At 71.0% G+C, this 26,393-nt stretch carries 17 protein-coding genes; 9 read left to right on the plus strand and 8 right to left on the minus strand.

The genetic code is table 11. The annotated features are described in order from the left end of the window. Positions 1–15: 15 nt before the first annotated feature. The 5 genes from ACIBI9_RS44880 to ACIBI9_RS44900 all read right to left on the minus strand — a co-directional run bounded on the left by ACIBI9_RS44880 (position 16) and on the right by ACIBI9_RS44900 (position 8,787). On the minus strand, positions 16–2,337 hold the full coding sequence (locus tag ACIBI9_RS44880; RefSeq protein WP_397232110.1) for an Ig-like domain-containing protein: 2,322 nt from the start codon (positions 2,335–2,337) through the stop codon (positions 16–18). Between the two features lie 787 nt (positions 2,338–3,124). Continuing rightward, the gene (locus ACIBI9_RS44885) at positions 3,125–4,147 is read right to left on the minus strand and encodes a sugar-binding transcriptional regulator (RefSeq protein WP_397232112.1); all 1,023 of its coding nucleotides are present in this window, start codon (positions 4,145–4,147) and stop codon (positions 3,125–3,127) included. A gap of 561 nt (positions 4,148–4,708) precedes the next feature. Beyond that, positions 4,709–5,602 carry a nucleoside hydrolase gene (locus tag ACIBI9_RS44890; RefSeq protein ID WP_397232114.1) on the minus strand — a complete coding sequence of 298 codons (894 nt, stop codon included), beginning with the start codon at positions 5,600–5,602 and terminating at the stop codon, positions 4,709–4,711. 56 nt (positions 5,603–5,658) lie between these two features. After that, the gene (locus ACIBI9_RS44895; protein ID WP_397232116.1) at positions 5,659–6,774 is read right to left on the minus strand and encodes a hypothetical protein; all 1,116 of its coding nucleotides are present in this window, start codon (positions 6,772–6,774) and stop codon (positions 5,659–5,661) included. Positions 6,775–7,431: 657 nt separating this feature from the next. Next, entirely contained in the window at positions 7,432–8,787 is a 1,356-nt protein-coding gene (locus ACIBI9_RS44900; RefSeq protein WP_397232118.1) for a pectinesterase family protein, read from the minus strand. A gap of 46 nt (positions 8,788–8,833) precedes the next feature. Here ACIBI9_RS44900 and ACIBI9_RS44905 point away from each other — a divergent pair, with 46 nt between their 5' ends. The 5 genes from ACIBI9_RS44905 to ACIBI9_RS44925 all read left to right on the plus strand — a co-directional run bounded on the left by ACIBI9_RS44905 (position 8,834) and on the right by ACIBI9_RS44925 (position 13,461). Then, a complete protein-coding gene (locus tag ACIBI9_RS44905; RefSeq protein WP_397232120.1) occupies positions 8,834–9,097 on the plus strand; it encodes a hypothetical protein in 264 nt (87 codons plus the stop codon). Positions 9,098–9,380: 283 nt separating this feature from the next. After that, a complete protein-coding gene (locus ACIBI9_RS44910; RefSeq protein ID WP_397232122.1) occupies positions 9,381–10,664 on the plus strand; it encodes an ABC transporter substrate-binding protein in 1,284 nt (427 codons plus the stop codon). 218 nt (positions 10,665–10,882) lie between these two features. Further along, the gene (locus tag ACIBI9_RS44915) at positions 10,883–11,743 is read left to right on the plus strand and encodes a carbohydrate ABC transporter permease (protein ID WP_397232124.1); all 861 of its coding nucleotides are present in this window, start codon (positions 10,883–10,885) and stop codon (positions 11,741–11,743) included. A 2-nt stretch (positions 11,744–11,745) separates the two neighbouring features. Continuing rightward, positions 11,746–12,564 carry a carbohydrate ABC transporter permease gene (locus tag ACIBI9_RS44920; RefSeq protein ID WP_397232126.1) on the plus strand — a complete coding sequence of 273 codons (819 nt, stop codon included), beginning with the start codon at positions 11,746–11,748 and terminating at the stop codon, positions 12,562–12,564. 18 nt (positions 12,565–12,582) lie between these two features. Then, on the plus strand, positions 12,583–13,461 hold the full coding sequence (locus ACIBI9_RS44925; RefSeq protein ID WP_397232128.1) for a nucleoside hydrolase: 879 nt from the start codon (positions 12,583–12,585) through the stop codon (positions 13,459–13,461). Between the two features lie 15 nt (positions 13,462–13,476). Here ACIBI9_RS44925 and ACIBI9_RS44930 read toward each other — a convergent pair whose 3' ends face one another. Further along, a complete protein-coding gene (locus ACIBI9_RS44930) occupies positions 13,477–15,000 on the minus strand; it encodes a serine/threonine protein kinase (RefSeq protein WP_397232130.1) in 1,524 nt (507 codons plus the stop codon). Positions 15,001–15,259: 259 nt separating this feature from the next. Between ACIBI9_RS44930 and ACIBI9_RS44935 the strand changes: the two genes are divergently transcribed. Next, positions 15,260–17,614, plus strand: a complete 2,355-nt coding sequence (locus ACIBI9_RS44935; RefSeq protein ID WP_397232132.1) for an ATP-binding protein — start codon at positions 15,260–15,262, stop codon at positions 17,612–17,614. Positions 17,615–17,616: 2 nt separating this feature from the next. Next, complete coding sequence (locus ACIBI9_RS44940) at positions 17,617–19,719, plus strand: ATP-binding protein (RefSeq protein WP_397232134.1); 2,103 nt, start codon at positions 17,617–17,619, stop codon at positions 19,717–19,719. A 22-nt stretch (positions 19,720–19,741) separates the two neighbouring features. On the opposite strand, the gene ACIBI9_RS44945 is transcribed toward ACIBI9_RS44940, so the two are convergent. Next, on the minus strand, positions 19,742–20,779 hold the full coding sequence (locus ACIBI9_RS44945; protein ID WP_397232136.1) for a LacI family DNA-binding transcriptional regulator: 1,038 nt from the start codon (positions 20,777–20,779) through the stop codon (positions 19,742–19,744). A gap of 143 nt (positions 20,780–20,922) precedes the next feature. Between ACIBI9_RS44945 and ACIBI9_RS44950 the strand changes: the two genes are divergently transcribed. Next, the gene (locus ACIBI9_RS44950; RefSeq protein WP_397232138.1) at positions 20,923–22,896 is read left to right on the plus strand and encodes an alpha/beta hydrolase; all 1,974 of its coding nucleotides are present in this window, start codon (positions 20,923–20,925) and stop codon (positions 22,894–22,896) included. An 81-nt stretch (positions 22,897–22,977) separates the two neighbouring features. Beyond that, entirely contained in the window at positions 22,978–23,418 is a 441-nt protein-coding gene (locus ACIBI9_RS44955) for a hypothetical protein (RefSeq protein ID WP_397232140.1), read from the plus strand. Here ACIBI9_RS44955 and ACIBI9_RS44960 read toward each other — a convergent pair. Further along, a complete protein-coding gene (locus ACIBI9_RS44960) occupies positions 23,408–26,311 on the minus strand; it encodes a glycosyl hydrolase (protein ID WP_397232142.1) in 2,904 nt (967 codons plus the stop codon). The two genes, ACIBI9_RS44955 and ACIBI9_RS44960, sit on opposite strands and share 11 nt — an antisense overlap. Between the last annotated feature and the right edge of the window lie 82 nt (positions 26,312–26,393).

The raw sequence follows: 26,393 nt of genomic DNA on the forward strand, positions 1-26,393 counted from the left end.
AGGGGGTGCTCCGTTCTAACGATTGACCTTCACCAGGCTGAAGGTCGCCGTGGTGTAGGGGTGTACGCCGTTCGCCTCCTGGTTGCCGTCCACGGCCAGGCCGACGTAGAACCGGCTGGTTCGCATGACGATGCGCTCGTAGCCGATGCGCGTCCAGTTCAGCGAGTTGTCCGAGAGGAAGGCCTCGAACTCGTTGTCGCCGCCGGTCGGCAGGCTCCGGCAGACCAGGCGCAGCCAGTACGGCTTCTTCGACAGCGGATCCTCGCTGAGCGCCGGGTAGACGCCGACGCTGGGCTCCTTGCCGGTCGAGGCGACCCTGATGGCCTTGGCGCGCATGCCGCCGCCCACGTCACCGTTCGCCGCGTAAGCGATGCCGGCCATCATGAACGGCGAGTTCGGGGCGAGGTCCTGGCGCACCATGATCCCCGCCACGGCCTCGACGTGCGCCGCGCTCACGCTGTCGACCCGCGCGGTGATCTCGATGACCTCGCCGCGCTTGCTGAACCCGACCGCCTGGTAGGCGAAGTGGAAGGAGTCGTTCCAGCCTGCGATCTTCCCGGACCCCTTGAGCGTGAACACGTCGTCCTTGAGCGCCGTGCTGCCCGGGATCGGCACCCTGCCGACGTCCTGGACCTTCCATCCCGTGTGCGTCCTGGTGCGGGTGACGTGGATCGGCACGAGCGAGGAGGTGGTGGCGGTCCCCGTGCTGTCGGTGGCCCTGGCCGTGAGGCAGTGGTCGCCGTCGGTGGCGTCCGCCCAGGTCGCCTGGTACGGCGCCGTCGTCGCTTCGCCGATCTTCTCGTCACCGTGGAAGAACTCGACCTTGGCGATGGACGCGCCGTCCAAGGCCTTGGCGGCGGCCTGGACGACGACGGACTGCTTGTCCTGCGCCGCCGCGAACACCTGGTCGACCTTGGGGGAGGTGATCGCCACCTCGGGGTTGCGGGCCCCGGCTCGCTGGACGGAGTTCAGGTAGCGTTCCAGGTTCGTGTACCCGCTGCCGTCCACGGCCTTGGCGTCCTCGGCGTTCTCCGGGTTCAGCCCCTGGGCGGTCTCCCACTCGTCCGGGATGCCGTCGTGGTCGCTGTCGGCCGGAGCGGGCACCTCGGTCGGCAACGGCAGCCAGCCGCCCACGTCCTTCTGCGAGTTGATGTGCCGCCCGGTGCCGGTGCGCACCTCGTTGACCAGCCGCGCGTCGATGGCGTCCCGCCGCGGCAGGATGGCCCCGGCCTGCTCCAGCAGGGTCGCGAACGCCTGCTGCGGAGTCTGCTCGGTGATCCCGTTCTCGAACTCCACCGGCTTCGGCAGCAACGTGATCCCGCCGATCGGGTACGTGATGCCCTTGGTGTTGTCGGCCGTGATGTCCGGGTGGCCCTCGACCTCGTTGCCGCTGACGTGCCACTGGCCGAACCGGCCGGGCGCCACGATCTCCCTGGCGATCGCGGGCAGCGTGTTGGGGCCCGGCTTGTAGTAGTTCCCCACCATGTTGACGCCGTTCGACCACTCGCCGCCGTAGCAGGACGTGATCCCGTGGTTGTAGATCACGTTGTTGCGGTGGTCCACCACCATGGACATGCCCTCGGTGAAGCTGAAGCGCGGGTTGCGGGCGTTCTGGTGGACGAGCAGATTGTGGTGGTACGTGACGTTGTCGCCGCCCCATAAGCCGCCCATGCCGTGGCGGCCCTTCGGGTGCACCGAGTTCGTCAGACCCTCGGAGATGATGCACCACTGGACGGTCACGTTCGTGACGCCGTACACGGAGAAGCACTCGTCCACGCCCCAGCTGAAGGAGCAGTGGTCGATGATGATGTCCTTGACGCCCCGGGCGCCGAAGGTGTCGATGGGGGTGCCGAGCTCGTCGCCGCCCCGGAAGCGCAGGTAGCGGACGATGACGTTGTTGCCGCGGATCTTCGTCTCGTTGCCGGTGACGCAGATGCCGTGGCCCGGGGCGGTCTGGCCGGCGATGGTGAGGTTGGAGCCGGTGATGTCGAGCCCGCCCTTGAGCTTGATGTTGCCGGACACCCTGAAGACGACCGTCCCGTCGGACTTCGCCACGGCCTCCCGCAGCGACCCCGGCCCGGAGTCGTCGAGCGACGTCACCTCATAGACCGCGCCGCCACGACCGCCGGTGGTGTACTTCCCGGCCCCTTCGGCCCCGGGGAAGGCGGGCACCTTCGCCGCGCCCCCAGCGCTCGGGCTCGGCTCCGGGGCGGCCGCTTGGGCCACACCGGCCGTTCCACCCCATGCCACAGCGGGGGTGACCAGCGCGGCCGAGCGCACGAAATTGCGGCGACTTAATTCTGATTGCTGGAGATCGAAGCCGTCGGCCTCGGTCATGGGAAACGCTCTCTTTCCGCCCCGAATAGACAGGGCTGTGCCGTCTTTCGGCACGACTCCGGACCGCGCTGTCGGTAGGTGAGAATTTTTATTCAGCCATGAATGGAGTGGATTCATCACATCGTGAACGACACCGTTGTGACTGTCAAGAGCGCTTTCCAACCCAGCCAGGACCCGGCGTCAACTCCCCGCCACCCACCTCACGCGAGCCTTCAGCCGCCTCCATCCGGGGCCACAGGCTCAACGCCCCCCGCCACACGGGATGGCCGCCCCCGTCGCGCAAGCCCGGCGACCACCGCCGCGCAAGACCGACGGCTTCCGGCACGCGGGATCGCCGCCCCCGCCCGCAAGCCCCGCGACCCCCGCCACACGAGCTGGACGCCCTCCGCCCACGCGGGATCGCCGCCCCCGCCACGCGAGCCCAGTGACTTCCGCCCACGTGGGATCGCCGCCTCTCCGCCACGCGAGCCCGGCGACCTCCGCCCACCAAGCCCGGCGGATCCCCGCCGCCCAAGACCGACGGCCTCCAGCAGGCGAGCACGGCTCAGCGCACGATGCACGGCGCGCCCAGCCGCCGCGCCCTACGGTGCCCCTGCACTCACTGGCCCTCAGCACGCCATGGGCCCTCAGTACCTCATGGGCCCCAAGAAGGCTGTACACCCTCAGGACCCTGCCGGCCCGCTGCACTCCATGGGCGGCCCTCAGCCCTCATCGGACCTCGGCTCCTCATCGGCCTTCAGCCGGGCCCAGCTGACCCCCTGCTAGACCGCCCCCGACCAGGCGTAAGTCAATCCTTCAGGAGCTGCTCGGCCACACCCACATCCGTGATGAGCGTGTTCACCCACCCCCCACGAAGCGCCGCCCGAATGGCCGCCGTCTTCCGGCGACCCCCCGCGATGGCGATCCGCCGTGGCACCCGGAGCAGGTCAGCGGCCGAGATGCCAAGGATGCGCTCCTCGAGCGGCGAGGCGATCAGCCGTCCCTCGGCGTCGAAGAAGCGCAGGCACACGTCCCCCACCGCCCCCATCTCCCGCAGCGTCTCGAAGTCCTCCTCCGAGATGGCGTTGCCGCTGTCACGCAGCAGCGGCGACGGATCCAGGCTCCCGATCCCCACCAGCACCGTGGTCAGCCGCGACCACGCGTCCACGACCTGCCGTACGACGTGATCGTCCGAAAGCGCCTGCCGGGCGGCCTCCGACCCGACCAGGCCGGGCGCGGGCAGGAAGACGGGCTCGGCGCCCGTGAGGTCGGCCAGGTGGGCGGCCAGGCGGGTGGCCTGGACCTGCGCGGACCCCTTGCCCACCCCGCCGATGAGCTGGACGACCTCCTCCGCCACCTGCACCGGGCGGCGCTGCATGGCCTCCACCGTGGCCAGCAGGCTGGCGCTCCAGGACGAGATGCCGAGGTGCTCGCCGCCGATCAGGGTGGCGTCCAGGTGCGTGGCGCCGGCCGACCCCAGCGCGGCCACCACGTCGTGGTTGTCGCCGGTGGCGTCCACGACGATGATCTGCTCCACGCCGTACTTGCGCTCGAGATCCTCCTCCAGTAACGCGTGCACGCCGCTGGGCACCACGACCACCGTGCGTACGATGCCGATCTCCGCGGCCTCCTTGAGCAGCCGCGACACCCGCGGCTGCGAAATGCGCAGCTGCGCCGCGATCTGCGGCTGGCGCACCCCGTGCTCGTGGTAGAGGCGGGCGACCCGCACCAGGAGCCGCATGCGTTCCGACTCCTGGCTGAGCCGGCGACCGCTGAACCTCATGGGCTCGCCGCCGGAGCGGCCCTTCTCGAACTGACTGTCAGCTCCCACGATCGCTGGCCTCCGCTTCGGCTCCGCCGCTCATGCTGGTCCGGTGGCGAGCCCGGGCCACTGCCGAGTGCCATTCTGCTAGCCCGCGGCGACGCTCGCACCACGATGGCCTGTGTACGTGGCACAGGCCACGGCCCGGCATGGGGGACAGCACCCGCCAGGACCGCACACCGCCCGCGGCCCCCCCTGACCCCACCAGCCCCACCCGACGGCCCACCCGCCGCCGACCCAGCCCCCTCGACCCGCTGCCCGGCTGCCGTGGTCGGCCCAGCACCATCCGCCCGTGGCCCGCTCGCCGTAGTCCGGCCAGTCTCGTCGGCTCGCTGCCCGGTCGCCGTGGTGGGTCCTGCACCGTCGTCCCGCAGTCCGTTCGACGTGGTCGGCGGCGCCGCGCCGAGGTCGCCGAACGACCCCGGCACGCAACTCCTGCGGCCCCAGATCGCGAGCCCGGCGAGCTTGGCCCGAGCCGCAGACCGCCGACGGGGTGCCCGGCAGCCCCGCTCCCGTCCCCGAACGTCAGCGAGCCCACGTCGCACCCCTCCCTCCCGCCATCGCGCCCAGCTAACGCCGGGCGAAGGCCTGCAACTTCGCGAAAAAGTCCTCGAAGATGAACCGTGCGTCGATCGAGTCGTACACACGGATCGCCCGGTTCTCGAGGGAGAAGTCGTACGTTCCGTCGTGGCGGAAGTTCGGGGCAGGCCGCTCCACCCACGTCCCGCAGTCGGGGTGAAGCATCAGGCCGATCGCGGGGGAGTCGCCAAGCGCACGGAACTCGATCGACCCGCTGTGCTGCTCATTCCACTCGACGAGCTGTCGCACGAGGTACTCGCCGATCTCGCCGTACGGCGCCACCTTCGCGTCGAGCTCGGCGTATCCGACGGCCGTCATCCGGTACGTCGGCGCCGGGACCTGCCAGACCTTGACCGCCGAGGAGAACACGACATTGGCCGCCACGATGTCGTTGGACAGGTTGAACTCCGGCCGGGCGGGCCGGCCGCCGCGCCCGTCGTACCCGTTGCCGCCGATCCAGATCACGGTCACGTCCCGCTCGGCGATGCGCGGCTCCAGGAGCAGGGCCGAGGCCATGTCGGTCAGCGGGCCGAGGAAGGCCACGTACAGCGGCTCCGGGACGTCCCGCATGGCCTCCTCGATGATCAGGTCCGCGCCGGGCGACGGGACCGGGGTGACCACGTCGTGCAGCGCGTACGGGGCGCCGTCCTCGACCCTGACCGTGTCGTCGAGCTTCATCAACCGCAGCAACAGGTCGATTTCGGCGCGGCTTTCCTCCATGCTCGACCGGGTGCGGCGGTTGCCGAAATGTGCGGCGATCAGGCCGCGAATATCGAGGCTCGGTGAGAGCAGGGCGTGCACGATCGCGAATTGGTCGTCCGCCTCGTTTTTGGCGTCGGTGTTGACGATCACTCTGCGCCGGTGGGAAAAGGTACGACCCGCCATGCACGCCCTTCCATCTGTCTTGAATATCTATTCAAGTGAGTATCTATATTCTGATATTATGTTGTGACATTTGTGGTGTCAAGGTCCCAGAGGATGACGGACAGCGCGAACGGCGAGATGGTGTGGTCGTCGTGCGTGGCGTCCTCGAGGAGATCCCACCGTCCGTGCTCGGGCCGGCCACCGGCGAGCAGCGCCACCCGGTCGCGTACCGCGGCTTGGTAGACGCGGTGCCCGACCCCGTTGAAGCAGCACTCGTCGAACCGGTTGAGGATCTGCACCTGCCCGCGCCCCGGACCGACGGACGCCAGCACGTACATGTCGAGGAAGTCGTCGGAGGCGGCGGCGTAGAAGCCGGGCAGCGCCTCCTTGGTCTGCTCCCAGTCGCCGGTCGTGGGGCGGGGCTTGGGCGAGGCGGGACGCAGGAAGAACGGCAGTGACCCGGCCGTGGGATAGCTGCGGGTGACGCGCGGGTCGAGCGCCGCGAACACCGTCGTCGTCCAGCCGCCGCCCGACAGGCCGATCATCTCGACGGAGGTGGGCCGGTACGTGGCCTGCGCGTGGTTGAGGGTGACCGTGAGCGGTTCGAGGAAGAAGGTCAGGGCGGAGAACTCGGCGCTCTCCCAGGGCGGGAGTTCGCGGTGGGAGGGGTTCGGCAGCAGCTTCGCCGGGTCCTTGGGGTCGGCGATCTGCTGCTGGTTCCAGTGCTGGAACGGCATCGCGTACGCCATCACCCGGTAACCGCGGTCGAGCAGGGCCTGGACGGTGCGGAGCATGGTGTCGAACGGCTCGCCGTGGCCGTTGTGGTAGAGCGCGAGGCGCCGGTTCCACGCGCGGCGCGGGACGATGTCGTACACCTTGGCCGAAACCTGGTACCGCAGCGGGACCGTCAGCCGGTCGATCCGGCGAACACCCGTCAGGGAGGCGAAGTCTGGAGCCGACACGTCGGTCTCGACGGTGGGGAGCGTCTTCGGCTGGCCCGCGCCCTTCCAGATGTAGTCGATCATGCCCTTGCGCTTGGCGGCGATGTCGGCGGCCGACGCGATCCCGATCAGCGGCTCGATGTCGACGCCTGCGACGGCGGCCGGCAGCGTCTTGTACTCGGGCCCGAACCTGGCCGCCACCTCCTGATTAACCGGCGCCACCGGCCGCGCCGCCCCCTTCCCCCCGCGCACCCCCTCCTCCGGCCCACCCTTCTCCACAGCACTCCCGACCCCGGCCGCACTCCCGCTCCCGGCCGCACTCCCGACCCCGGCGCGGCCCACGGCCCCGGACCCCGCACCGCTACGACTCACCGCCTCTGCCGGACCCGCGACCACGGCCGTACCGATACCACCCAGCACCCCACCCAGCAGGGCACGCCTACTCGCCAACCTGTCCATTTCATCCATTCCTTCCACTAGGTAAAACCCGTGATCTCAGCACCCACCCGCCACCCCGACCCGCCGGGATGCGCACCGCCTTGGTCCGATGATCGGGAGGTTTATCGCTCTGGTCCGGTCGCCGGAATGTGGCCCGGTCGCTGGGGGCGCACCGTCCTGGCTTGGTGGCCAAGGGGCGCACGGCCCTGTTCCGGTGGCTGGGATGCGCACGGCCCTGGCTCGATGGCCTGGGATGTGCACCGCACCGGTCTGGTGGCCGGGATGCGCACGGCCCTGGCTCGACGGCCGGGAGGTGTGTCGCCCTGGTCTGGTGATCGGGATGCGCCGTGCCGGTCTGGTGGCCAGGAGGTGCGCTGCTCCGGGCTCGGTCGCCGGGGGCGTATTGCCCTGGCTCGGTCGCTGGGAGGCAGATCGCCTGGTCCGGGGCCGGGATGTGCGCCACCCCCCCTCTCAGCGTGACCGGGGATTCCAGCCGCTCAGGACGAACGAGGGGTCGCTCCACTTCTCCGCCTCCGCGGTCGTCAGTTGGCGGGAGCAGGGCAGCCGTTGCGTCGTGTCGATGGCGCGGCCGGTGGTGAGGTCGGTGCTCCCGTACTCCCAGAAGGAGAGCGTCTGTGCCTGCGCGCAGTCGTTCGGGTCGATGGCCCAGCCGACGGGGGCGATGTGGCCGTCCATCTTGGTGTCGATGAACACCGCCTGGCTGTGCGTGAACCGCCACACAGCGCTGCGGCTCAGCACCACCGAGCCGTCCGGTACGCCGGGAGCGCGCGTCAGCCTGGTGCGGACGAACACCGCGCCCGGCCGGGTCGCGTCGTTACGGCTCTGCGAGATGTAGCCGGCGTCCGTCGACTCCAGCACCGAGTCCTGGATGAACACCGTGCCGGTGCCCCACACGAAGTCGGTGTCGCCGCTGATCCGGCTGTCGGTGACGAACCCCTTGCCCTGCAGGCGCAGGGTGTCCTGGTGGCTGCGCAGGTCCACGCGTTCGAGGGCGATCCGCTCGTTGTTGCCCCGGAATGCCTCCGCCTGCGAGCCGCCGTCGGGGGTCGTGTTGTGAAGTGTGAGGTTCTGAATCCGGAAGTCCGCCGCGTCCACCCCGAACATGGCCCGCCAGCAGTTGTGCAGGTCCGAGGTTTCCAGCACGCGGCGCGGGCACACGTCGGCGGGGCCGCCCTGGCGCAGCGCGGCGTCGCCGTTGCGCAGGTCGTTGTTGGCGTACTGGATCACGGTCCGGCCCGCGCCCGCTCCGCGCACGGTGATGTACGGCCGGTCCTCGCGAACGTAGACGATCTCGGTGTAGACACCCGGCCGGACGTCGATCGTCACGGGCGACTGATTGCCGGTCGGCACGGCATCGATGGCGCCCTGCACGGTGCAGAAGTCCCCGGTCCCGGCCCCGGAAACCGTCAGATGCCGGCTCTGAACCCCCCGCTTCCGGGTTTTGAACCCCCACCTTCCAGCTTCCCGCACGCCCCCGAACCCCGCGAACACCTCGGGGTCGACGGTGACGTAGTACTCCTGCCCGTACTCGAGCTGCCGGTGCAGGTACACGTTGGCCGTGTTGCCGTCGATCATGATCGATTCGTACGAGAAGTCGTGCGGCAGGCCCGTGTCGGAGACGGCGGCGCCGATGTTCTTCTTGTCGGCTTTGGCCGCGGCTGCTTCGACCCGATCGAACAGCGTGCCGTCGACCCGCCGCACCTCGATCGCGCCAGAGGAGCCCAGCGTCGGGGCTGTCGGGAAGCTGATCCTCAACGGCGCGTCCACGCAGGTCCCCCTCGCCCGCACCGGCACCGAGAACCGCACCCCAGCTCCATCGGCCACGCCCGACCCGCCGAAGCCCCCCGCCCCATTGGTCGCGCTCGGTTCGTCGAAGTTCGCGGACCAACTGGCCGCTGTGGCTCCGCCGAAGCTCCCTGCCCTGCTGGCCACCCCGGCCCTGCTGATGGCCGTCGTCCGGTTGATGGTGGATGCGGTGGTGCTGATGGGTGCGTTGTCGCTGGTCATTGCTGGCTGGGTGCTGGTCCACGCCGCTTCGGTGGTGGTCCAGGCGGCTTTGGTGGTGGTTGGGGGTGCTGTGGCGAAGGGCGGTGTGTTTGTCCTGGTGGTGGCTTGAGGGGGCGGGCCTGGGGAGGTGAAGGGTGGGGGAGGGGTGGGGGATAAGGCGAGCGCTGTGGTGAGGAGCGCGGTGATCGGGGCCTTCACATTCACCTCTCTAGGAGCGAATGGATAGTTGGCTTTGAATATATATGTAGACGCCTTGACAAGATCGGTCAAGGGTGGGAGGTCTTGTCGGCTTGTGGGGGTTCGTGGCATGCTGGGCGGCCATCGTGGATGTGACACGTGTAGACTCGGCGCTTGACCTGGTCAGCGGCCGGAAGGCTTGAAGGAGCAAAGCCATGAAGAAGAGCCTGGCCCTGGTGAGCCTCCTGGCCGTTCTGGCGGCCGGGTGCGGATCCGGCGGGGGCGGTGGCGGGGGAGATTCGGCGTCGAAGACGCTGCGGTTCGTCGGGCCCGAGGATCCCAAGACGTTCCAGCCGGTCATCGACGGGTTCCAGGCCAAGAACCCCGGCGTGAAAGTCGCGTACACGCAGATCCCCTTCGACCAGCTCAACAGCACGCTGCAGCAGCGGCTGGCCGCCAAGGACGACACGATCGACGTCTACACCGTCGACCAGCCGCGCGTCGCGGCGCTGGCGACCCGGGGGTTCCTGGTCGACCTGAGCGACTGGAAGGACCGGGTCAAGCAGGCGGCCCTGCCCGCCCAGTACGAGGTCAACGAGCACAACGGCAAGCTCTGGTCCGTCCCCATCTGGACCTCCGACCAGTTCCTCTTCTACAACAAGACCCTGCTGAAGAAGGCCGGGATCACCCCGCCGCCGAGCGACCCCGCCAAGCGCTGGACGTGGGAGCAGACGATCGAGGCGGGCAAGAAGGCCCAGGCCGAGGGCGGCGCCCAGTGGGCGTTCATCCCCGAGCAGATCGAGCAGTACTACCAGTTGCAGAGCCTGGCCGAGTCGCTCGACGGCGGCTCCGGGATCACCGGGCCCGACATGCTGACGCCCGACCTGACCACCGACGGCTGGGTGAAGGCGATGACCTGGTACCGCGACCTGTTCGCGAACAAGCTGGCGCCGCGCGGGGTCGGCTCGTTCCAGACCTCGCCGCTGTTCAGCGAGGGCAAGGTGGCCTTCTTCGCGGGCGGCCCGTGGGACGTGGGCGTCTTCTCGGCGGCCAAGGACCTCGACTGGGGCGTGGCGCCGTACCCCTACTTCAAGGGCGGCAAGCAGGTGACGCCGACCGGCTCGTGGTCCTGGGGCATCAACCCGGCCTCGGAGAACCAGCAGCTCGCGCGCAAGTTCCTCGAGTACGCCTCGCTCGACCCCGAGGGCAACCTGCTGACCACCAAGGCCACCACGATCATCCCCTCGAACCGGGCCGCCTTCGAGAAGTACGTCCCCACCCTCGACGCGCTGGGTGGTGACAAGAGCAAGGGGGTCGGCGAGATCCTCACGTACGACGCCGAGCACACGGCGGTTGCGCGGCCCACGTCGGTGGGGTACATCCAGTTCGAGGACATCATGACCAAGGCGTTCGCCGACATCCGGAACGGCGCCGATCCCAAGACCCGGCTCGAACAGGCCACGCAGGAGATCAAGACGGCCTGGGCCCAGCTGCGATGACGGGCGCGTCGGATGGGCGCCTGCCGTCCGAGGGCGTGTCGGGCGCGTCGGATGGGCGCCTGTCGTCCGAAGGCGTGTCGGATGGGCGGCCGTTGTCGGCAGGCGTGTCGGATGGGCGGCCGTTGTCGGCAGGCGTGTCGGGCGCGTCAGCCGGGCGCCTGTCGTCTGGAGGCGTGTCGGACGGGCGCCTGTCGTCTCGAGGCAAGTCAAACGGGCGCGTGGTCGGGCGGCCGGTGCTGGTGTCGCTGGCGTTCCTGGCGCCCGCCCTGGTCGCCCTCCTCGTCCTCCGGCTGATTCCGGCCGCCATGGCCTTCGCCAGCAGCCTGAGCCACACCAGCCTGGTCACCGGCGAGACCACGTTCGTCGGCCTGGGCAACTACGCCACGCTCTTCGCCGACCCGACGTTCCTCCAGAGCGTACGCGTCACGCTCGTGTTCAGCCTGATCGTCAACCCGCTGCAGATCGCCGCCGCCCTCGCCCTCGCGGTCCTGTTCACCCGCCGCTTCGCGGGCGTCCGGTTCCTGCGGGTGCTGGTGATCCTGCCGATCGCGGTGCCTCCGGCGGTCTCGGCGGCCATCTGGAGCGTCGCGTACCGGCCGGACGGCCTGCTCAACTCGGTGCTGAGCGTGCTGGGCATCCCGCCGCAGCCGTTCCTCACCTCGCCGGGCCAGGCCCTGTGGTCGCTGATCGTGCTGCTGTCGTGGATCGGCGTCGGCTACTGGATGATGTTCCTCATCGCCGGGCTCCAGGACATCCCCACCTCCCTGTACGAGGCCGCCGCGATCGACGGGGCCTCGGCCTGGGCGCGCTTCTGGCACGTCACGCTGCCGCTGCTGCGCAGGCCGCTCGCGTTCGTGCTGGTGGCGGACACGGTCTCGAACTTCCTCGTCTTCGCCCCCGTACAGATGCTGACCAACGGCGGCCCGCAGGGCTCCACCAACGTCACCATGTTCGACATCTTCACCCGCGCCTACTCCGTGGGCGACCTGAGCCTCGCCCAGGCCGAGGTGATGCTGCTGGTGCTGCTCGTCCTGGCCGTGGTGATCGTGCAGTTCCGGCTGCTGCGGGGGAGTGACTGACCGTGTCCAGACGTCTGTACGCCCTGCTGGCCACGATCATCGGCCTGGCCTTCGCGCTGCCCCTGCTCTGGGCCCTGTCCAGCTCGTTGCGCGGCGGCTCGGAGGTCTTCCGGCACATCTCGCGCCTGTCGTGGGAGACGCTCGTGCCGGCCGATCCCACCCTCGGCAACTACGCGAGCCTGGTCACCGGCGACTTCGGCCGCGCGATACTCAACTCCCTGCTCGTGGCGCTGGTCACCGTGGCCGTGGGTCTGCTGATCTCAGCGGCGGCGGCGTTCGGGCTGTCGGCGGTGCGGTTCAGGGGCCAGGGGGCGCTGTTCGCGATCGTGGTGCTCAGCTTCCTCATCCCCTTCGACGCGATCGCGATCCCGCTCGCCACGCTGTTCCGCGACTGGGACCTGACGAACACCTACGCCGGGCTCATCCTCCCGGGCCTGGGCCACGGCCTGGCCATCTTCCTGCTGCGCCAGTTCTTCCTGGCCATCCCGAAGGATCTGGTGGAGGCGGCGCGCATCGACGGGCTCGGCTGGTTCGGCGTGTTCGCCAGGATCTACCTGCCGCTCTCGCGTCCCGCCCTGGTGAGCGCGGGCCTGACACTGTTCATCTTCCAGTGGCAGTCGTACGTCTGGCCGCTGCTCATCGGCACCGACGCCGCGCACCAGCTCGGCCCGATCGCCTTGGCGAACATGCGCGGCCAGTTCACCATCGACTACGGGCAGCTGTTCGCGGGCTCGATCGTGCTGACGGTCATCCCGCTGCTGATCATCCTGCGCTTCCAGCGTCACTTCACGCAGTCCATCGCCACCACGGGTCTCAAATAACCTCCGAGAAGGGTCTTCATGAGTTCTTCGACCATGCGCGTCATCTTCGACACCGACATCGGCTCCGACGTGGACGACGCGCTGGCGCTCGCCGTCCTGCTCGGCTCGCCGGAGGTGGACCTGGTCGGCTGCACGACCGTCTACGGTGACACGCTGCTGCGGGCGCGCCTGGCCAAGCGGCTGGTACGGCTCGCGGACCGGTCCCTGACCGTCATCCCGGGGGCGGCCAAGACCCTGACGGACCGGCCCGTGTGGTGGGCGGGCCACGAGGGCAGGCTCTTCACCGACCTGGAGACCGAGGCGGTCGACCCCGGGGACGCGGCGGCGTACCTGGTGGACCAGGTGAGCCGCGCGCCCGGCCAGGTGGACGTCGTGGCGGTCGGCCCTCTCACCAACATCGCCAACGCCCTGACGGCGTCGCCGTCGTTCGCCCGGGACGTCCGGCACCTGTGGATCATGGGCGGCCGCTTCGACGGCCCCGACCCGGAGCACAACCTGCGCTGCGATCCGGAGGCGGCGGCCATCGTCTTCGGCTCGGGCGCGCCGATCACGGTGACCGGCCTGGAGGTCACCACGACGGTCCGGATGGACGCCGCCGACGTGGCCGCCGTCGCGGGGGCCGGGGCGCTCGGGGAGGCGCTGAAGGCCGAGATCGAGCAGTGGTGGCGGTTCTGGAACGAGGAGTGGAACAGCCCCCACGACCCGATCACGGTGCTGAGCATGCTGGTGCCCGACCTGTTCGCGTTCAGCCCGGAGGGGCGGGTGGAGGTGGGGGCGGACGGCTCCAGCACGTTCGTGCCCGGGGACGGCCGGACCCGGGTCACCGTCTCGGGCTCGCCGGAGCCCATCACCCGGGAGATCGTCGGCCGCATCGTGGCCGCCGCCGCGAAGGCATGATCCTGAGGCTGTGCCTTATGACAACCGGCAGGTTGTCTCCTGCGAATACGCGAACTGGGGCTGCTCGGCGACCGCGTCGCGGCCCTGGTACTTCCACTGGCACACCGCCGTCGCGGTGATGGCCTTGTTCGTCATGCCGAAGCACGAGAGGGAGTCCCAGTTGCCGGCGGCCATGCTGTAGCCCTGCGTTTTGCAGTATTCATGGGCGTCGTTGAAGGTGATCGAGCCCTGGGAGGGCGCCGGCGGGTTGCTTGTGGGCGGCCTCGTCCTGGTCGGGCTGGTCGTGGGCTTGCGGGTCGGCTTCTTGGTCGGCTTCTGGGTGGGCTCGACGACCGGGGCTTTCGTGCGCGTCGGTTTCCGGCTCGGGCTCGGCGTGCCGCGCGGGACGGCGCTCGTGCTGGGCACGACCTCGGCTGACAGTGACCGTTTGGTGGCGGCCGGGGCGGGTGTGTCCTGCGTGACCGGCGTTTCAGGTGGGCTGGAGGAAGGCACAGCCACCGGCAGCGACGCCACGGGCATCGACGCCGCCGCCGTCGCCCCGGCCGCCTTGTCGCCGGGCACGCCGGGCGCGCCGGGTGCGAGCGCGAAGTAGCCGGCCGCCGCGGCGGCGACGAGGACGACCGCGCCCGCCGTACCCATGATCAGGCCGCGCCGCCGGCTGTCCGCTGCCTGAACGGCGACGGCGGGGCGTCCCGGCCGGGTCACCGGAACGGTGTGCCAGACGGGGGACGGAAGAGCGCGCAGGCGTTCGATCACCTGGGCGGCGGTGGGCCGCTGGGCCGGAACCTTGGACAGGCACTCCTCCAGCAGCGCCCGCAGCGCCCCGTCCAGCCCGCCGAGGTCCGGCTCGCCCTGCAGGATCGCGTGCAGGACGCCGGGGATGGACTCGCCGGTGAAGGCGTGCTGCCCGGTGGCCGCGTAGACCATGGTCGCCCCCCAGGCGAACAGGTCGCCCGCGGGCCCGACGGCGCCGCCGGAGATCTGCTCGGGCGCCATGTACGCGGGGCTGCCGATGGCCTGGCTGCTGACGACCGACTGGCTGAGGTCCAGCGCCCGGGCGATGCCGAAGTCGATGACGACCGGTCCCTCGGGCCCGAGCAGCACGTTGCCGGGCTTGAAGTCGCGGTGCACCACGCCCGCCTCGTGGATGGCCATCAGGGCGGTCGCGGTGTTGATCGCCAGCCGCTGCAGGGCGGCCGCCCCGCGCGGCCCGTTGTCGCGCACGGCAGCATGCAGCGACGGCCCGTCGACGAACTCGCTGACGATGTACGGCCGGCCCCCGAGAAACCCGCAGTCGAGGATCTGGGCCGTGCAGAAGGGCGCCACCCGCCTGGCGGTCTCCACCTCGAGCAGGAACCGTTTCTGCTCCCGCTGATCGGCCATCAGGTGCGGGTGCAGGAGCTTGACCGCCACCGGAACGCCGTCGCCGCCTCGCCCCACGTAGACGGTGCCCTGCCCGCCCACCCCGAGCCGCCCTTCCAGGCGGTAGGGCCCCACCGTTTTGGGGTCCTCGGCCAACAGGGCCAACGCTTCGGCCACCAAGCCTCCAGCCGGTCAAGTGGGCCAAGATCGTATCAGAGCGCCGCCATGGTCAGTTAAGTGACGAGTCAGACACTCAGCGACAAAATTTGTTCCATGCGCGAGGCCGAGGTTGCCCATGATTCGGTACGCGATCCTGATATAGGCGTTGACCAGGCATACTGTGCGGGGGGTCAGCACCCGTTATGGGCATATGTTGGTTATATCGGCTCTTGGCGGCGTATGGTGACCCACTCGCCTGAGCCGATGCGAGGCATCGATGACCATTGCCACGTTGCGCACCTCGGCGCAGACGTACGCCGGCGGGCTGCCCGCGGAGGTGACCAGTTTCATCGGGCGCCGGCACGAAGTAGCGGCGATCAAGCGGCTGCTGTGCGAGGCCCGCATGGTCACCCTCACCGGTCCGGGCGGCGTCGGCAAGACCCGGCTGGCCCTGCGGGTCGCCACCGACCTGCGACGGGCCTTCCCCGACGGTGTCTGGCTGGTCGAACTCGCCGAACTGGACAACCCGGCACTGCTGGCCCAGGCCACGGTCGCCGCACTGAAGATCCAGAGTCACTCCGCCCGGCCGCCCCTCCAGGTGCTCACCGAGCACCTGCGCGAGCGGCGGACGCTGGTCGTCCTGGACAACTGCGAGCATGTCCTCGACGAGTCCACCAGGATGGCCCAGCTGCTGCTGCGTTCCGCCCCTGACCTGCGCATCCTGGCCACCAGCCGGCAGCCGCTGGGAGCCGTCGGCGAGCAGGCGTTCCCCGTGCCGACGTTGCCGCTGCCGGGCGGCGATCCCCAGCGCGACACGGCGCTCCCCATGTCCGACGCGGTACAGCTCTTCGCCGAGCGGGCCGCGGCCGTGCTGCCCGGGTTCACCGTCACGAGCGAGAACCAGGAGCTGATCGAGCAGATCTGCCGCCGCCTGGACGGTCTGCCGCTCGGCATCGAGCTCGCCGTCGTACGGCTGCGCGTTCTCTCGGTCCACCAGCTGCTCGACCGGTTGGACGATCTGTTCGGGCTGCTCAGCGCGGGATCGAGCGCCACCGTGTCCCGCCACCGGACGCTGCGCGCCCTGATCGACTGGAGTCACGGGCTCTGCACCGAGGACGAGCGCCGGCTGTGGGCGAGCCTGTCGGTGTTCACCGGCAGCCTGGATCTGGAGGCGGTCGAAGCCGTCTGCGCCGGGGCCGGCATCGCCCGGGACGAGATCCTCGATCTGATGATCGGCCTGGTGGAGAAGTCCGTCCTGATCCGCGAGGAACATCCGTACGGAGTGCGATTCCGCCTCCTCGACACGATCCGGCAGTACGGGCGCGAGCACCTCGTGGCCTCCGGGCAGGAGCAGGAGCTGAAACGCCGGTACCGCGACTACTACCGCCGGCTCTCGCGTGAGGCGCAGGCACAGTTGTTCGGCCCCGCGCAGGTCAAGCTGCTGACCCGGCTGCGCGTCGAGCACCCCAACCTGCGCACCGCCCTGGAGTACTGCCAGGCCGAGCGCGCCGGGCTCTGCATCGACATGGCGAGCGACCTGCTCGACCACTGGATCACCAGCAGCCACCTGGGCGAAGGCCGCGACTGGCTCGAACAGGGACTCGCGCACGCCGCCGGCCGGTCCGAGGTCAGGGCCCGGGCGCTGTGGGCATGCGGCTCGCTCGCGATCATCCAGGGCGATCAGGCCTCGGCCGTCGGGCTGCTGGCCAAGAGCAGGACGCTCGGCGAGAAGCTCGGACTGGAGCCGGTGCTCGGCTACGTCGCGCTCTACTCCGGAATGGTGGCCATGCACGCGGGGGACACCGAATCGGCCATCAAGTCCTTCGAGGAGGCGGTGACCCATCATCGCGCCGGCGGCGACCCCGCGGGCGAGGTCCAGGCACTGACCTGGCTCTGCCTCGCGCACTCGTTCCTCGGCGGCTCGGAAAGCGCCGTCGCCGCCGCGGAGGAGGGCATCGCCATCTGCGACGCCCATGGCGAGAGCTGGCACCGGGCGTACACGATGACGGCGCTCGGCATCGAACTCTGGCGCCAGGGCGACGTGCGGCGCGCGACCGCCCTGGAGCACGAAAGCCTGCGCGCCTTCCACACCCTGGGCGACTCGGTCGGCGTCGGGCTCACGATCGAGGTGCTGGCCTGGATCGCCGCCTCACAAGGGGAGTACGCGCGGGCCGGCACGTTGCTGGGCGTTCTGCGCAACGTCTGGGAGGCGATCGGCGCGCCCCTGCTGGGATTCGGCCACCTCATCCGGTACCACGACGAATGCGAGGCCCGTACCCGTCATGCCCTCGGCGAACAGGCCTTCCAGACGGCCGTCAAGCGAGGAGCCAAGCGCTCCCCTGACCAGGCGCTCGCGTACGCCCTCATGGAGGAGGCGCCCTCTCCCGGCCCATCCGGTGAGGCGAACCAGTACACCCCGCTCACCCCACGGGAGACGGAGATCGCCCAGCTCATCGCCCGTGGAATGAGGAACAAGGAGATCGCGGCGGCGCTGGTGATCGCCCAGCGCACCGTCGAGGGCCACATTGAGCACATTCTGTGCAAACTCGGCTTCAACTCCAGGACCCAGATCGTCGGCTGGGTCGCCGAGCAGGCCCGCCTCGGCGGCGAGGGGCCACCCGGCGGCGAGTGATCATGCCCGTGGAAGACACGATCTGGAACGCCCCGGACGCCGACGAGCCGGCGGCGGACTGGCGGCAGGCCGACATTCCCGGCTTCGTCGGACGGCGGCACGAGATCGCCGAGGTCAGGCGGCTCCTGACCAAGACCCGCTTGCTGACCCTGACCGGCGTGGGCGGGGTCGGCAAGACCCGGCTGGCGCGACGGATCAGCGAGATCCTGCCCCAGAGGTACCGGGAGGGTGTCCGGCTGGTGGAGCTGGCCACCATCGACGACGAGGACCTGCTGGCCCCGGCCGTGGCCGCCGCGCTGGGAATCCACGACCGCACGCCGGACCTCGTGGCCCTGCTGATCGAGCATCTGGCGGACAAGCAGCTGCTGCTGGTGCTGGACAACTGCGAGCATCTGCTCGGCTCGTGCGCCCGGCTGGTGCAGCAGCTCCTGCGCGGCACCTCGCGGCTGCAGATCCTGGCCACCAGCCGGCAGTCGCTCGGGGTGTACGGCGAGCGGGTGCTGCCGGTGCCGTCCTTGCCGATCCCGCGGCCCGGCGACAGGACCCGCGACATCGCCCGGAGTGAGGCGGTGCGCCTCTTCACGGAGCGGGCGGCGACGATCCGGCCGGGCTTCCGCGTCGACGCGGCCAACGCCCGCGCGGTCGCCCGGCTGGCCCGGCGCCTGGACGGGATTCCGCTGGCCATCGAGCTGGCGGCGGTACGGCTGCGGACGACATCGGTGGAAGACCTCGTGAACGAGCTCGACCAGCGCCTGGAAGTGCCGGCCGAGGTCGGCCCCGGCACGCTCGCCCGCCACCAGACCCTGCGGGCGACCATGGAGTGGAGTTTCGAGCTGTGCTCGCCCGGCGAGCGGCGGCTGTGGGCGCGGCTGTCGATGTTCGCGGGGGGTGTGGATGTGGAGACCGCCGAAGCGGTCTGCCCCGGGCAGGGGCTCGACTGCGAGGACGTGCTGGACCTGATGATGGGGCTGGTGGACAAGTCCATCCTGGGCGTCGCGGAGCCGCACGGCGCCGGGGGCCGCCACCGCATGCTGGAGACCATCCGCGCGTACGGCCGCGAACAACTGCCCGCCGCGGAGGCGGAGGCGCTGCGCGAGCGCTACATCGGCCACTATCGCCGGCTGGCGGAGCGAGTGCGCGTGGACCGGGTGGAGCCGGACCAGATCGATCGCATGCGTGTGCTCCAGCCAGAGCTGCCCAACGTGCGCGTCGCCCTCGACCTCTGCTTCGCCCGGCCCGGCGACGCCCCCGCCGGTCTGGAGATCGCCTCTGAGCTGTGGGCCAACTGGCTCGTCGCCGGTGCTCTCAGCGAAGGCCGGCACTGGCTGAAGCGCGGCCTCGCGCTCGTGCCCGGATCGAGCGTCGCCCGGGCGATGGGCCTGTGGGCCGACGGGCTGCTCGCCCACTACCAGGGCGACGCGGCGGCGGCCGACGCGCGGGAGTGCCTGGCGCTCGCGCGGCAGCTGAGGGACGAGGCGGCGCTCGCGTTCGCCGTGCAGCTCTCCGGCGTCGCGGCGTTGTCCGAGGGCGACGTCGAGGGCGGGCTCGCGTTCCTGGAGGAGGCCCGCACCCGGCACTGGGCGAGGGGCGACGTCCACGCCGTGGGGGTCACCCTGTATCTCGCCGCCCTCTTCGCGGCCACGATGCGCCCGGACCGGGCCGCCGAGTACGGCGAGGAGCTCGTGACATTGTGCGAGAAGCGCAACGCGACCCTGTTCCGCGCTTACGCGCTCTACGCGGTCGGCATGGCCCGGTGGGAGCAGGGCGATTGGCGGCAGACCGAGGCCAGGATGCGGGAGGTGACCGCGTGCTGGAGCGCCGCGGACGACCGGTGGGGCCTTCCGCAGTGCCTGGAGGCGCTGGCCTGGACGGCCGGGGCGCGTGGCCGGTACGAGCGGGCCGCCCGGCTGCTGGGCGCCGCCCACCTCCTGTGGGAGGCGGTGGCCTCCTCTCCGACGCGGCTGCCGTACCAGGCGAGATCGCACCAGGAGTGCGCCGAGCGGGCACGCCGCGCGTTGGGGGCTCAGGCGTTCACGGCGGCTTTCCGGGACGGCACGCGGCTCGAGCTCTCCCGGGCGGTCGCGTACGCGCTGGAAGAGCCGTGACGCCGCATGCGCAGTCGGGCGATCAGCGGTGCAGGCGGGGCTCGGGGCAGCCGCAGGAGCCGCGGGTGACCAGGGTGGCGGAGAAGATCTTGGTGACCGGCTCCACGCCCTCCGACTCGATGGCGCCGACCAGCGTCTCCGTCGCGTGGCGGGCCATCTCGTCGATGGGCTGGCTGATCGTCGAAAGCCCGGGCACCGTGTACGCGGCCTCCCGCGCCCCGTCGAACCCCACCACCGCCACGTCCCCGGGCACCCGCAGCCCGAGATCGGCGGCGGCGCGCATCGCGCCGATGGCCTGGCCGTCGATCGAGGCGAACAGGGCCGTCGGACGCGAGGGCGATGACAGCAGCCGGAGCGCGGCCTCGTAGCCGCCCTCCAGGCTCAGCTCGCCCACCTCGACCAGCTCGCCCTCCTCGGCAAGGTCCGCCGTCAGCCCGGCACCGGCCTCCTGGAGCGCGCGGCGCCAGCCCGCGGCCCTGAGCCGCACGGGGGTGATGTCCAGCGGGCCGCCGACGAAGCCGATGCGGCGGTGGCCGTGCTCCAGGAGGTGCCTGGTGGCCTGGTAGCCGCCCTCCTCGTCGTCCACCGCGAGCCGGGAGAAGAACGGCGGCGCCGCGTGGTCGATGGTGACCACCGGAACGCGTCCCCGCATCTCCTCGGCCTGATCGGCAGAGACCGGCACCCGCATCAGCACGAGCCCGTCGACCTGCCGCTCCAGGAACCGCATGACATAGCCCTCCGCCCGCGCCGGATCCTCGGCGGAGTTGCCGAACAGCACCGAGTAGCCCCGCTGCCAGGCCACCTCCTCGCAGGCCCGGGTGAACTGGCCGAAGAAGGGACTCTTCCCGCCGGCGCTGTCGGAGGCGATCACCCCGATGGTCCACGAGCGCCGCGAGCGCAGCGACCTGGCCACCGCGTTGGGGCGGTAGCCGAGCTGCTTGATGGCGTCCAGCACACGCTGCCGGGCCGACTCCGAGACCGGCCGGGGCCCGTTGTTGATCACGTAGCTGACCACGGCGGGCGAGGTGCCCGCCAGCCGCGCCACGTCGTTGCGCGTCACCACTCGCGTCTCACTCCGGCATTCACGAAACCAGCTTATGGGCCGGAGCACCCCATACAGGTCCGCGGGTGGGCGGCGCCCGGCCACTCAGCGCTCACAGCCGATAACGGCTGGTTATGGCGTGCCGCCGTACGGTGAGGGCTGTGTCACCGTACGAGGTTGTGGCAGGTGACACCGCAGGGTTGGAGGAGGCCCTGGCCCGGGTGGTGCGACTGGCCGGCGATCACGTCGGCGCGCTCGACTCCGGCATGCGTTACATGGCGGCACACGCCTGGGTCGGCGGCGGCGCGGGCCCGTTCACGCAGGCCATGGGTGACCAGCGGGCCCGGTTGCAGCGTGCTTTCGAGAGCGCGGCCGCGCAGATCGCCGACCGTATCCGCGCCCTCGGCGGGCACGCCGCCCCGCCGTCGCTGTCCACCCCGCTCGCCGCCGCCCCGTCCGCGCGCGGCGGCCACGCCGGGATGGACGTGGAGGCGATGACCCGCCTGGTGGCGGACCTGGAGCGCGCCGGGCACGAACTCCCCGCCGCAGGCGGCCTGCTCTCGGCGGCGCTGGGTTCAGCGGGTGGCACCGCCGCGCCCGCCGAGCAGGTCGGGAACGTGGGCGCCTGGGCCGCCGGACAGGTCGTCGACCTGCGCAGACGGCTGACCGTGCTCCAGCGTCGCCCCGGCGGAGAGGCTGCCACCGCGGCCGTGCTCGGCTTCGGGCTGTTCGGCGGGTCCGCCCCCGCCCCGGGGCCCATCGGCGACGTCCTGTCCGCCGCCGCGGCCGGCGACACCTCGGCGCTGGAGAAGCTGGTGGCGACGCAGAACACCGGCAAGGACCCGACCCTCGCCGCCCGGGTCAGCGCCTGGTGGCAGCTGCTCGACCCGGCCGCCCGCCGACGGATCGTCGACGCCGCGCCGCAACTGGTCGGCTCGCTCAACGGCGTGCCCGCCGCCACCCGCGACCACGCGAACCGCGCCTACCTGGCCATGCGGAAGGACGCCGTCGCCAAGCGGCTGGCGGAGCTCCGGGCCCTGGACGAGTCCCTGGCGAAGGGGATCATCGTGGCGGACGCGTGGCGGCGGATGACCACGCGCCGCGAGATCGAAGAGCTGGACAAGCAGCAGCGGCAGATCGAAGCCGTCACCAAGAGCCTGGCCCTGGGCGGGGTCAACGGCCGCCCGCCCGCCTTCCTGCTCGCCCTCGAACTGGGCGGGCTCGGCAAGACCGCCATCTCCTTCGGCGACCCCGACAAGGCCGACTCGGTGGTCACCTCCGTGCCGGGCACGGGCAGCACTCTGGAGGGGATCGGCGCAGACGTGGCCCGCGCCGGAACCCTCTGGGACCAGGCGAGCCGTTCGGCCCCCCGTACGAAGACCGCCTCGATCCTCTGGCTCGGCTACACGGCCCCCCAACTCGACGCCGGGATTCTCCGGGCGGACACCTCCGTGGCCTCATCCCATCTCGCCCAGGCGGGAGCCGGCCCGCTGGCCAGTTTCCTGGACGGCCTGCACGCCACGCACCAGGCGGCCGGCACCCCACGGTTCACCGTTCTCGGCCACAGCTACGGCAGCGTGGTAACCGGCATCGCCGCCCAGACGCGGAAGGGGGCGTTCGCCGATCAGCTCATCCTCGTGGGCAGTCCGGGGACGATGGCGATGCAGGCGAGCGATCTGGGGGTCAAGCAGGTGTGGGTGGGGGAGTCGCCACAGGACCCGGTGGCCGACCTGGGGCATCTTCCGGTGAGCGGCGGGCGGGACCCGGTCTCGGGCGCCCTGCAACCCGCCTTCCCGAACGGCCCCGGCCCCTTCGGCACCGACCCCAGCAACATCGCCTTCGGCGCCAACCGCTTTGTTGTCAGCCCCACGCCGGTTTCGGGCTTCCTGAGTTTCACCGGGTACGACATCGGGACACACTCCGATTACTGGAACGATGAGTCGGTCTCGCTGAGGAACATGGGATTCATCATCGCTGGTCGGTATGACCAAGTGACGAAGCTGCCGACGCCGAAGCAGGTGCCGACTCCGACGCCCTTGCCGACGCCGTCGCCACCTCCGGCCCGCCCTTCTCCGGAACCCGTGTCCCCACCGTCGCCCGCTCCGCAGCCCTCGCCTACCCCGCCAGGAGACTAGATGTTCCGCTCCGTCAGGTTGGTCATCGCAGCCGCGGTTCTCGTCGCCGGGTGCGCGCCCGGCGGAGCTCTAGGAGGAGCGATGAACGCATCGGCCGACAAGCCGACGATCACCAAGGCTCAGGCACTGGCTCGCATTGAGCAGCTCATCAACGGGACCGTCGCCATCATGCGTCCCAAGCCCGAACTGGAGCTGCACCAGCCCAGCCTCAACGACAGCCTCTGCTTGGACCCGCTCGACGGAGGCTCCGAAGATCGGCTCATCATCAACCGCACTTACTATCTGCGCGGCCTGCCCAAGGACTCGCTCAAGGAGGTGATCGCCCAGGTGAAGGCGTACTGGCAAAGCCAAGGCCACTCCATCGAGGCCCAGTCCGACAACGGCCTGCAACTCTATGGGCGCTCCCGGCCCGACGACTTCTTCATCACCATCGGTTGGACGGAGGGTGATGTGCTCACGCTGGGCTCCACCTCCACCTGCCTGTGGCCCGACGGCACCCCCGAGCCCTCGTCTACCCCCTGATCCGAAGGCGGGCCTCGCCGTAAGGGATGAGGCGGGCCGGGCCGAGGAGGCCGTAGGGCTGGCGGGTCAGGCCGCCGTAGATCGGCGGGTCCGTCACTCTGAGGCGGTTGCCGAGGGGGGTGGCCACTTCCACCTGCAGGGTGCGGACGCCCCGGCCGAGGTCCATGACCGGGTTGAGCTGGTTCACGGGGTCCAGGGGGCGGCCGTCGGCGAGTACGCGGCAGGTGTCGGTGACCGCGCCGAGTTCCAGGTAGGCCCCGCCCTCCAGCTGTACGTCGGTGGTGTAGAGGCCGATGCCGGATGTGTCGGCCAGGTCGGGGATGTCCGACCAGGGGGTCAGGTGGTCGAGGGTCAGCCGGTGCGTGGTCGTGCCGTCCGGGCGCCAGTCGGCGACCTCCAGCCGCCATGACGACAGGGCCACCGGCTCGGGGACCGGGCCGATCACGGTGGTGACGGTGCGGCCGTCGGACAGGGTGGTCGTGTAGGTGCCGGCGCGGGAGGCGCGCACCACCAGCGTGCCCTTGTCGTACCTCACCAGGTCGGCGTCCGTCGACACGGCGTGAGGTCCCTTGACCGGTTCGGTGCCGAAGAGGCCGGGGCGGCCGATGGCCAGCACCTTCGACTCGCCCGGCCGTAGCTTCACCCGCAGCCGGATCCCGTCGGCGTCCGCCGCATAGAGCGCCAGCCGTTCGGCGCGGCCGGTCCACGGGTCCAGGAGGTACGGGACGCCGTCCCGCGCCGTGCGTGCCAGCGTGACGTCGTGGTCGATGGGCGCGACCGGTGGCTTCGGGTTCTCGGTGTGCTTGCCGTTGCACAGGTAGTAGTAGTCCACCTCGCCGGCCACCCGGCGGGCCGCCAGCAGTGTGGACGCGGTGGCGTACCGGATGTCGGGCCGCACGCCGAGGGCGGCGAGCGCGCCCGGGACCTCCGCCTGGTCGGCGATGAGCCGGACGGACGGCTCGGCCAGCAGGTCGGTCAGAACCGCTCGAAGCCGCTCGTTCTCCCCCTCCTGGGCCACCCCCGGCACCGAGGCCGACCGCCACGCGCCGAGGAGCACGACGGGCAGCCCGGCCCGCGCGTACGACAGCAGCCGCCGCGCCACCGCGACCGTCATCGTGCACTCGGAGGCGTAGAAGCGGTCGCCCTCCACGAAAAGCGCCTTGTAGGCAGGCCCGGAAGGCGCCAGCCGGCGGCCCGAGACGCGGGCGGACGGCAGGTCGAGCAGGGGTGCGCTGACGAACTGGTGGGTCCACCCGGTGGGGACGCCGCTCGCGGTGAACCAGCCGGCGCCGATGCCGGTCTTGGTGTAGCCGGTCTGCCGCAGCACCGCCACGTCCGCGCGCGGAACGCCCTCCCGCAGGACCAGGTGAACGCGAGCGAAATATCCGGAAATATCGGTGATGTGCCGCCACGTAGGCTGGCGGGGCCCCCAGGACTCGGCGTAGCCGGCCGTCCCTGAGTAGGGGGTGAAGGCGGCGAACCCGGGCCAGGCCGCGCCCGGCGCCGTGGCGTAGGAGAAGCCGTGCAGAACGGTCTGGTTGAGCCCCGCCGCGTACGCGCCCCCCATCGTACGCAGCAGCTTCGTCCAGGTCGTGGTGTACGCCCCGCCCGCGTACGCCCCCGCCTCGCACGACAGCACCTCGCGCCCCGCCAGGTCCCTGCCAGCGGCCAGGCAGCGGTAGTCGTCGAGGTTCTTGAAACCGAGCGACTCACCTTCGGCCACGTCGAGGATTGCCGCGGCGGCGATGGCATCGGTCTGCAGCCCGTACGGCTGCGCCCGCAGCTCGAGGCCGATCGAATGCGCCCAGTCGCGCAGCATCCCGAAGTGGTGCTCGTTGAACAGCTCGGACACCGTGTCCCAGTAGTCCTTACGGGCATGCCTGGTCAGCACGGCGTCGTACGCGAAGACCGGATCCTCCTCCGCCAGCACCACCACCGGCAGGAACGGCGCCAGGGAGTACCCCCGCCGCCGCTCGAACTCCGCGAGCAGCCCCGGCGTCCACGGCAGCGCGTCGCTCTCGATCTCGATGGAGTCCTCGAACAGCGCACCGCCCGCCCGCTTCAGCAGCCTGCGCACGGTGGGCGTGAGCAGCGTGGACTCCCAGTAGTCGATCAGCGCCCTGGTGCCCGCCCGGCTGAAGTGGTCCACCACGTACGCCTCGGGCACGGTGTGCGGGCCGGACTCGGGGCGCTGGCCCGAGCCCCGCTCCCAGTACGCGATCAGCACCCACTCGCCCCCGGCGGGCGCCGTCCAGTCGACGCGCCCGTCGCTCACGGGCACCCGTACCACCGAGCCGGGATCGAGGCCGGTCTCCTTGCGGGTGGAGTTCGCGGGGTCGAGCCGGGCCGCCTGGACCAGCAGCAGCGTGTGCGCGGGATGCCCGGCGACGGCGGGCGGCGGCACCTCGCCCGCGTACGTGGCGCCCCCGGCCACGGTGACCGAGCCGTGCGCCAGCTCCTTGACCGCGGCCGGGTGCTCGGGCGTGATCGTGGGGACGGCGGCCGGCCACGAGGGGCCGATGGTGAGGTCGATGGTCAGCCCGCGCCGGGCCGCCTGGTCGAGCGCGGCCTCGACGGCGGCGTTCCAGGCGGGGGTGCCCCAGCCGTGCCCGGCCGGGTCCAGCAGGGACTTGTCGCGGATGCTGTGGTGCACCGCCGCGATCTCCGCCCCGCCGAACCCGGCGTCCGCGAGCTCGTCCACCTCCCGCCGGATCTCGGCGGGATCGACGTGGGCGTCGGGCCACCACCAGCGCACCATCGGCCGCACGGCCCGGCGCGGCCGCGCGAACCACCCGGCCCCCGGGGGACCGGCGGCGGAGACGGGCGAGCCGGAGGGGAGGGTGACGGCGAGGGTCGCGGTGAAGAGGAAGCCACGGCGGGAGAGGTCGTCCATGATGCGTGCGCTCCAGGGGGTGCGACGCCCGCGCGACGGCACGCGGGACACAGGCTGCTCGGAGGCCCGGGGCGAGGGCCCG

This window comes from Nonomuraea sp. NPDC050451 (assembly GCF_044458585.1).

Bases quoted from the DNA above. Each gene is read 5' to 3' on its own strand.
- ACIBI9_RS44880 (WP_397232110.1), bottom strand. From the start codon at position 2,337: ATGACCGAGGCCGACGGCTTCGATCTCCAGCAATCAGAATTAAGTCGC.
- ACIBI9_RS44890 (WP_397232114.1), bottom strand. From the start codon at position 5,602: ATGGCGGGTCGTACCTTTTCCCACCGGCGCAGAGTGATCGTCAACACC.
- ACIBI9_RS44910 (WP_397232122.1), top strand. From the start codon at position 9,381: ATGAAGAAGAGCCTGGCCCTGGTGAGCCTCCTGGCCGTTCTGGCGGCC.
- ACIBI9_RS44925 (WP_397232128.1), top strand. From the start codon at position 12,583: ATGAGTTCTTCGACCATGCGCGTCATCTTCGACACCGACATCGGCTCC.
- ACIBI9_RS44935 (WP_397232132.1), top strand. From the start codon at position 15,260: ATGACCATTGCCACGTTGCGCACCTCGGCGCAGACGTACGCCGGCGGG.
- ACIBI9_RS44940 (WP_397232134.1), top strand. From the start codon at position 17,617: ATGCCCGTGGAAGACACGATCTGGAACGCCCCGGACGCCGACGAGCCG.
- ACIBI9_RS44955 (WP_397232140.1), top strand. From the start codon at position 22,978: ATGAACGCATCGGCCGACAAGCCGACGATCACCAAGGCTCAGGCACTG.
- ACIBI9_RS44960 (WP_397232142.1), bottom strand. From the start codon at position 26,311: ATGGACGACCTCTCCCGCCGTGGCTTCCTCTTCACCGCGACCCTCGCC.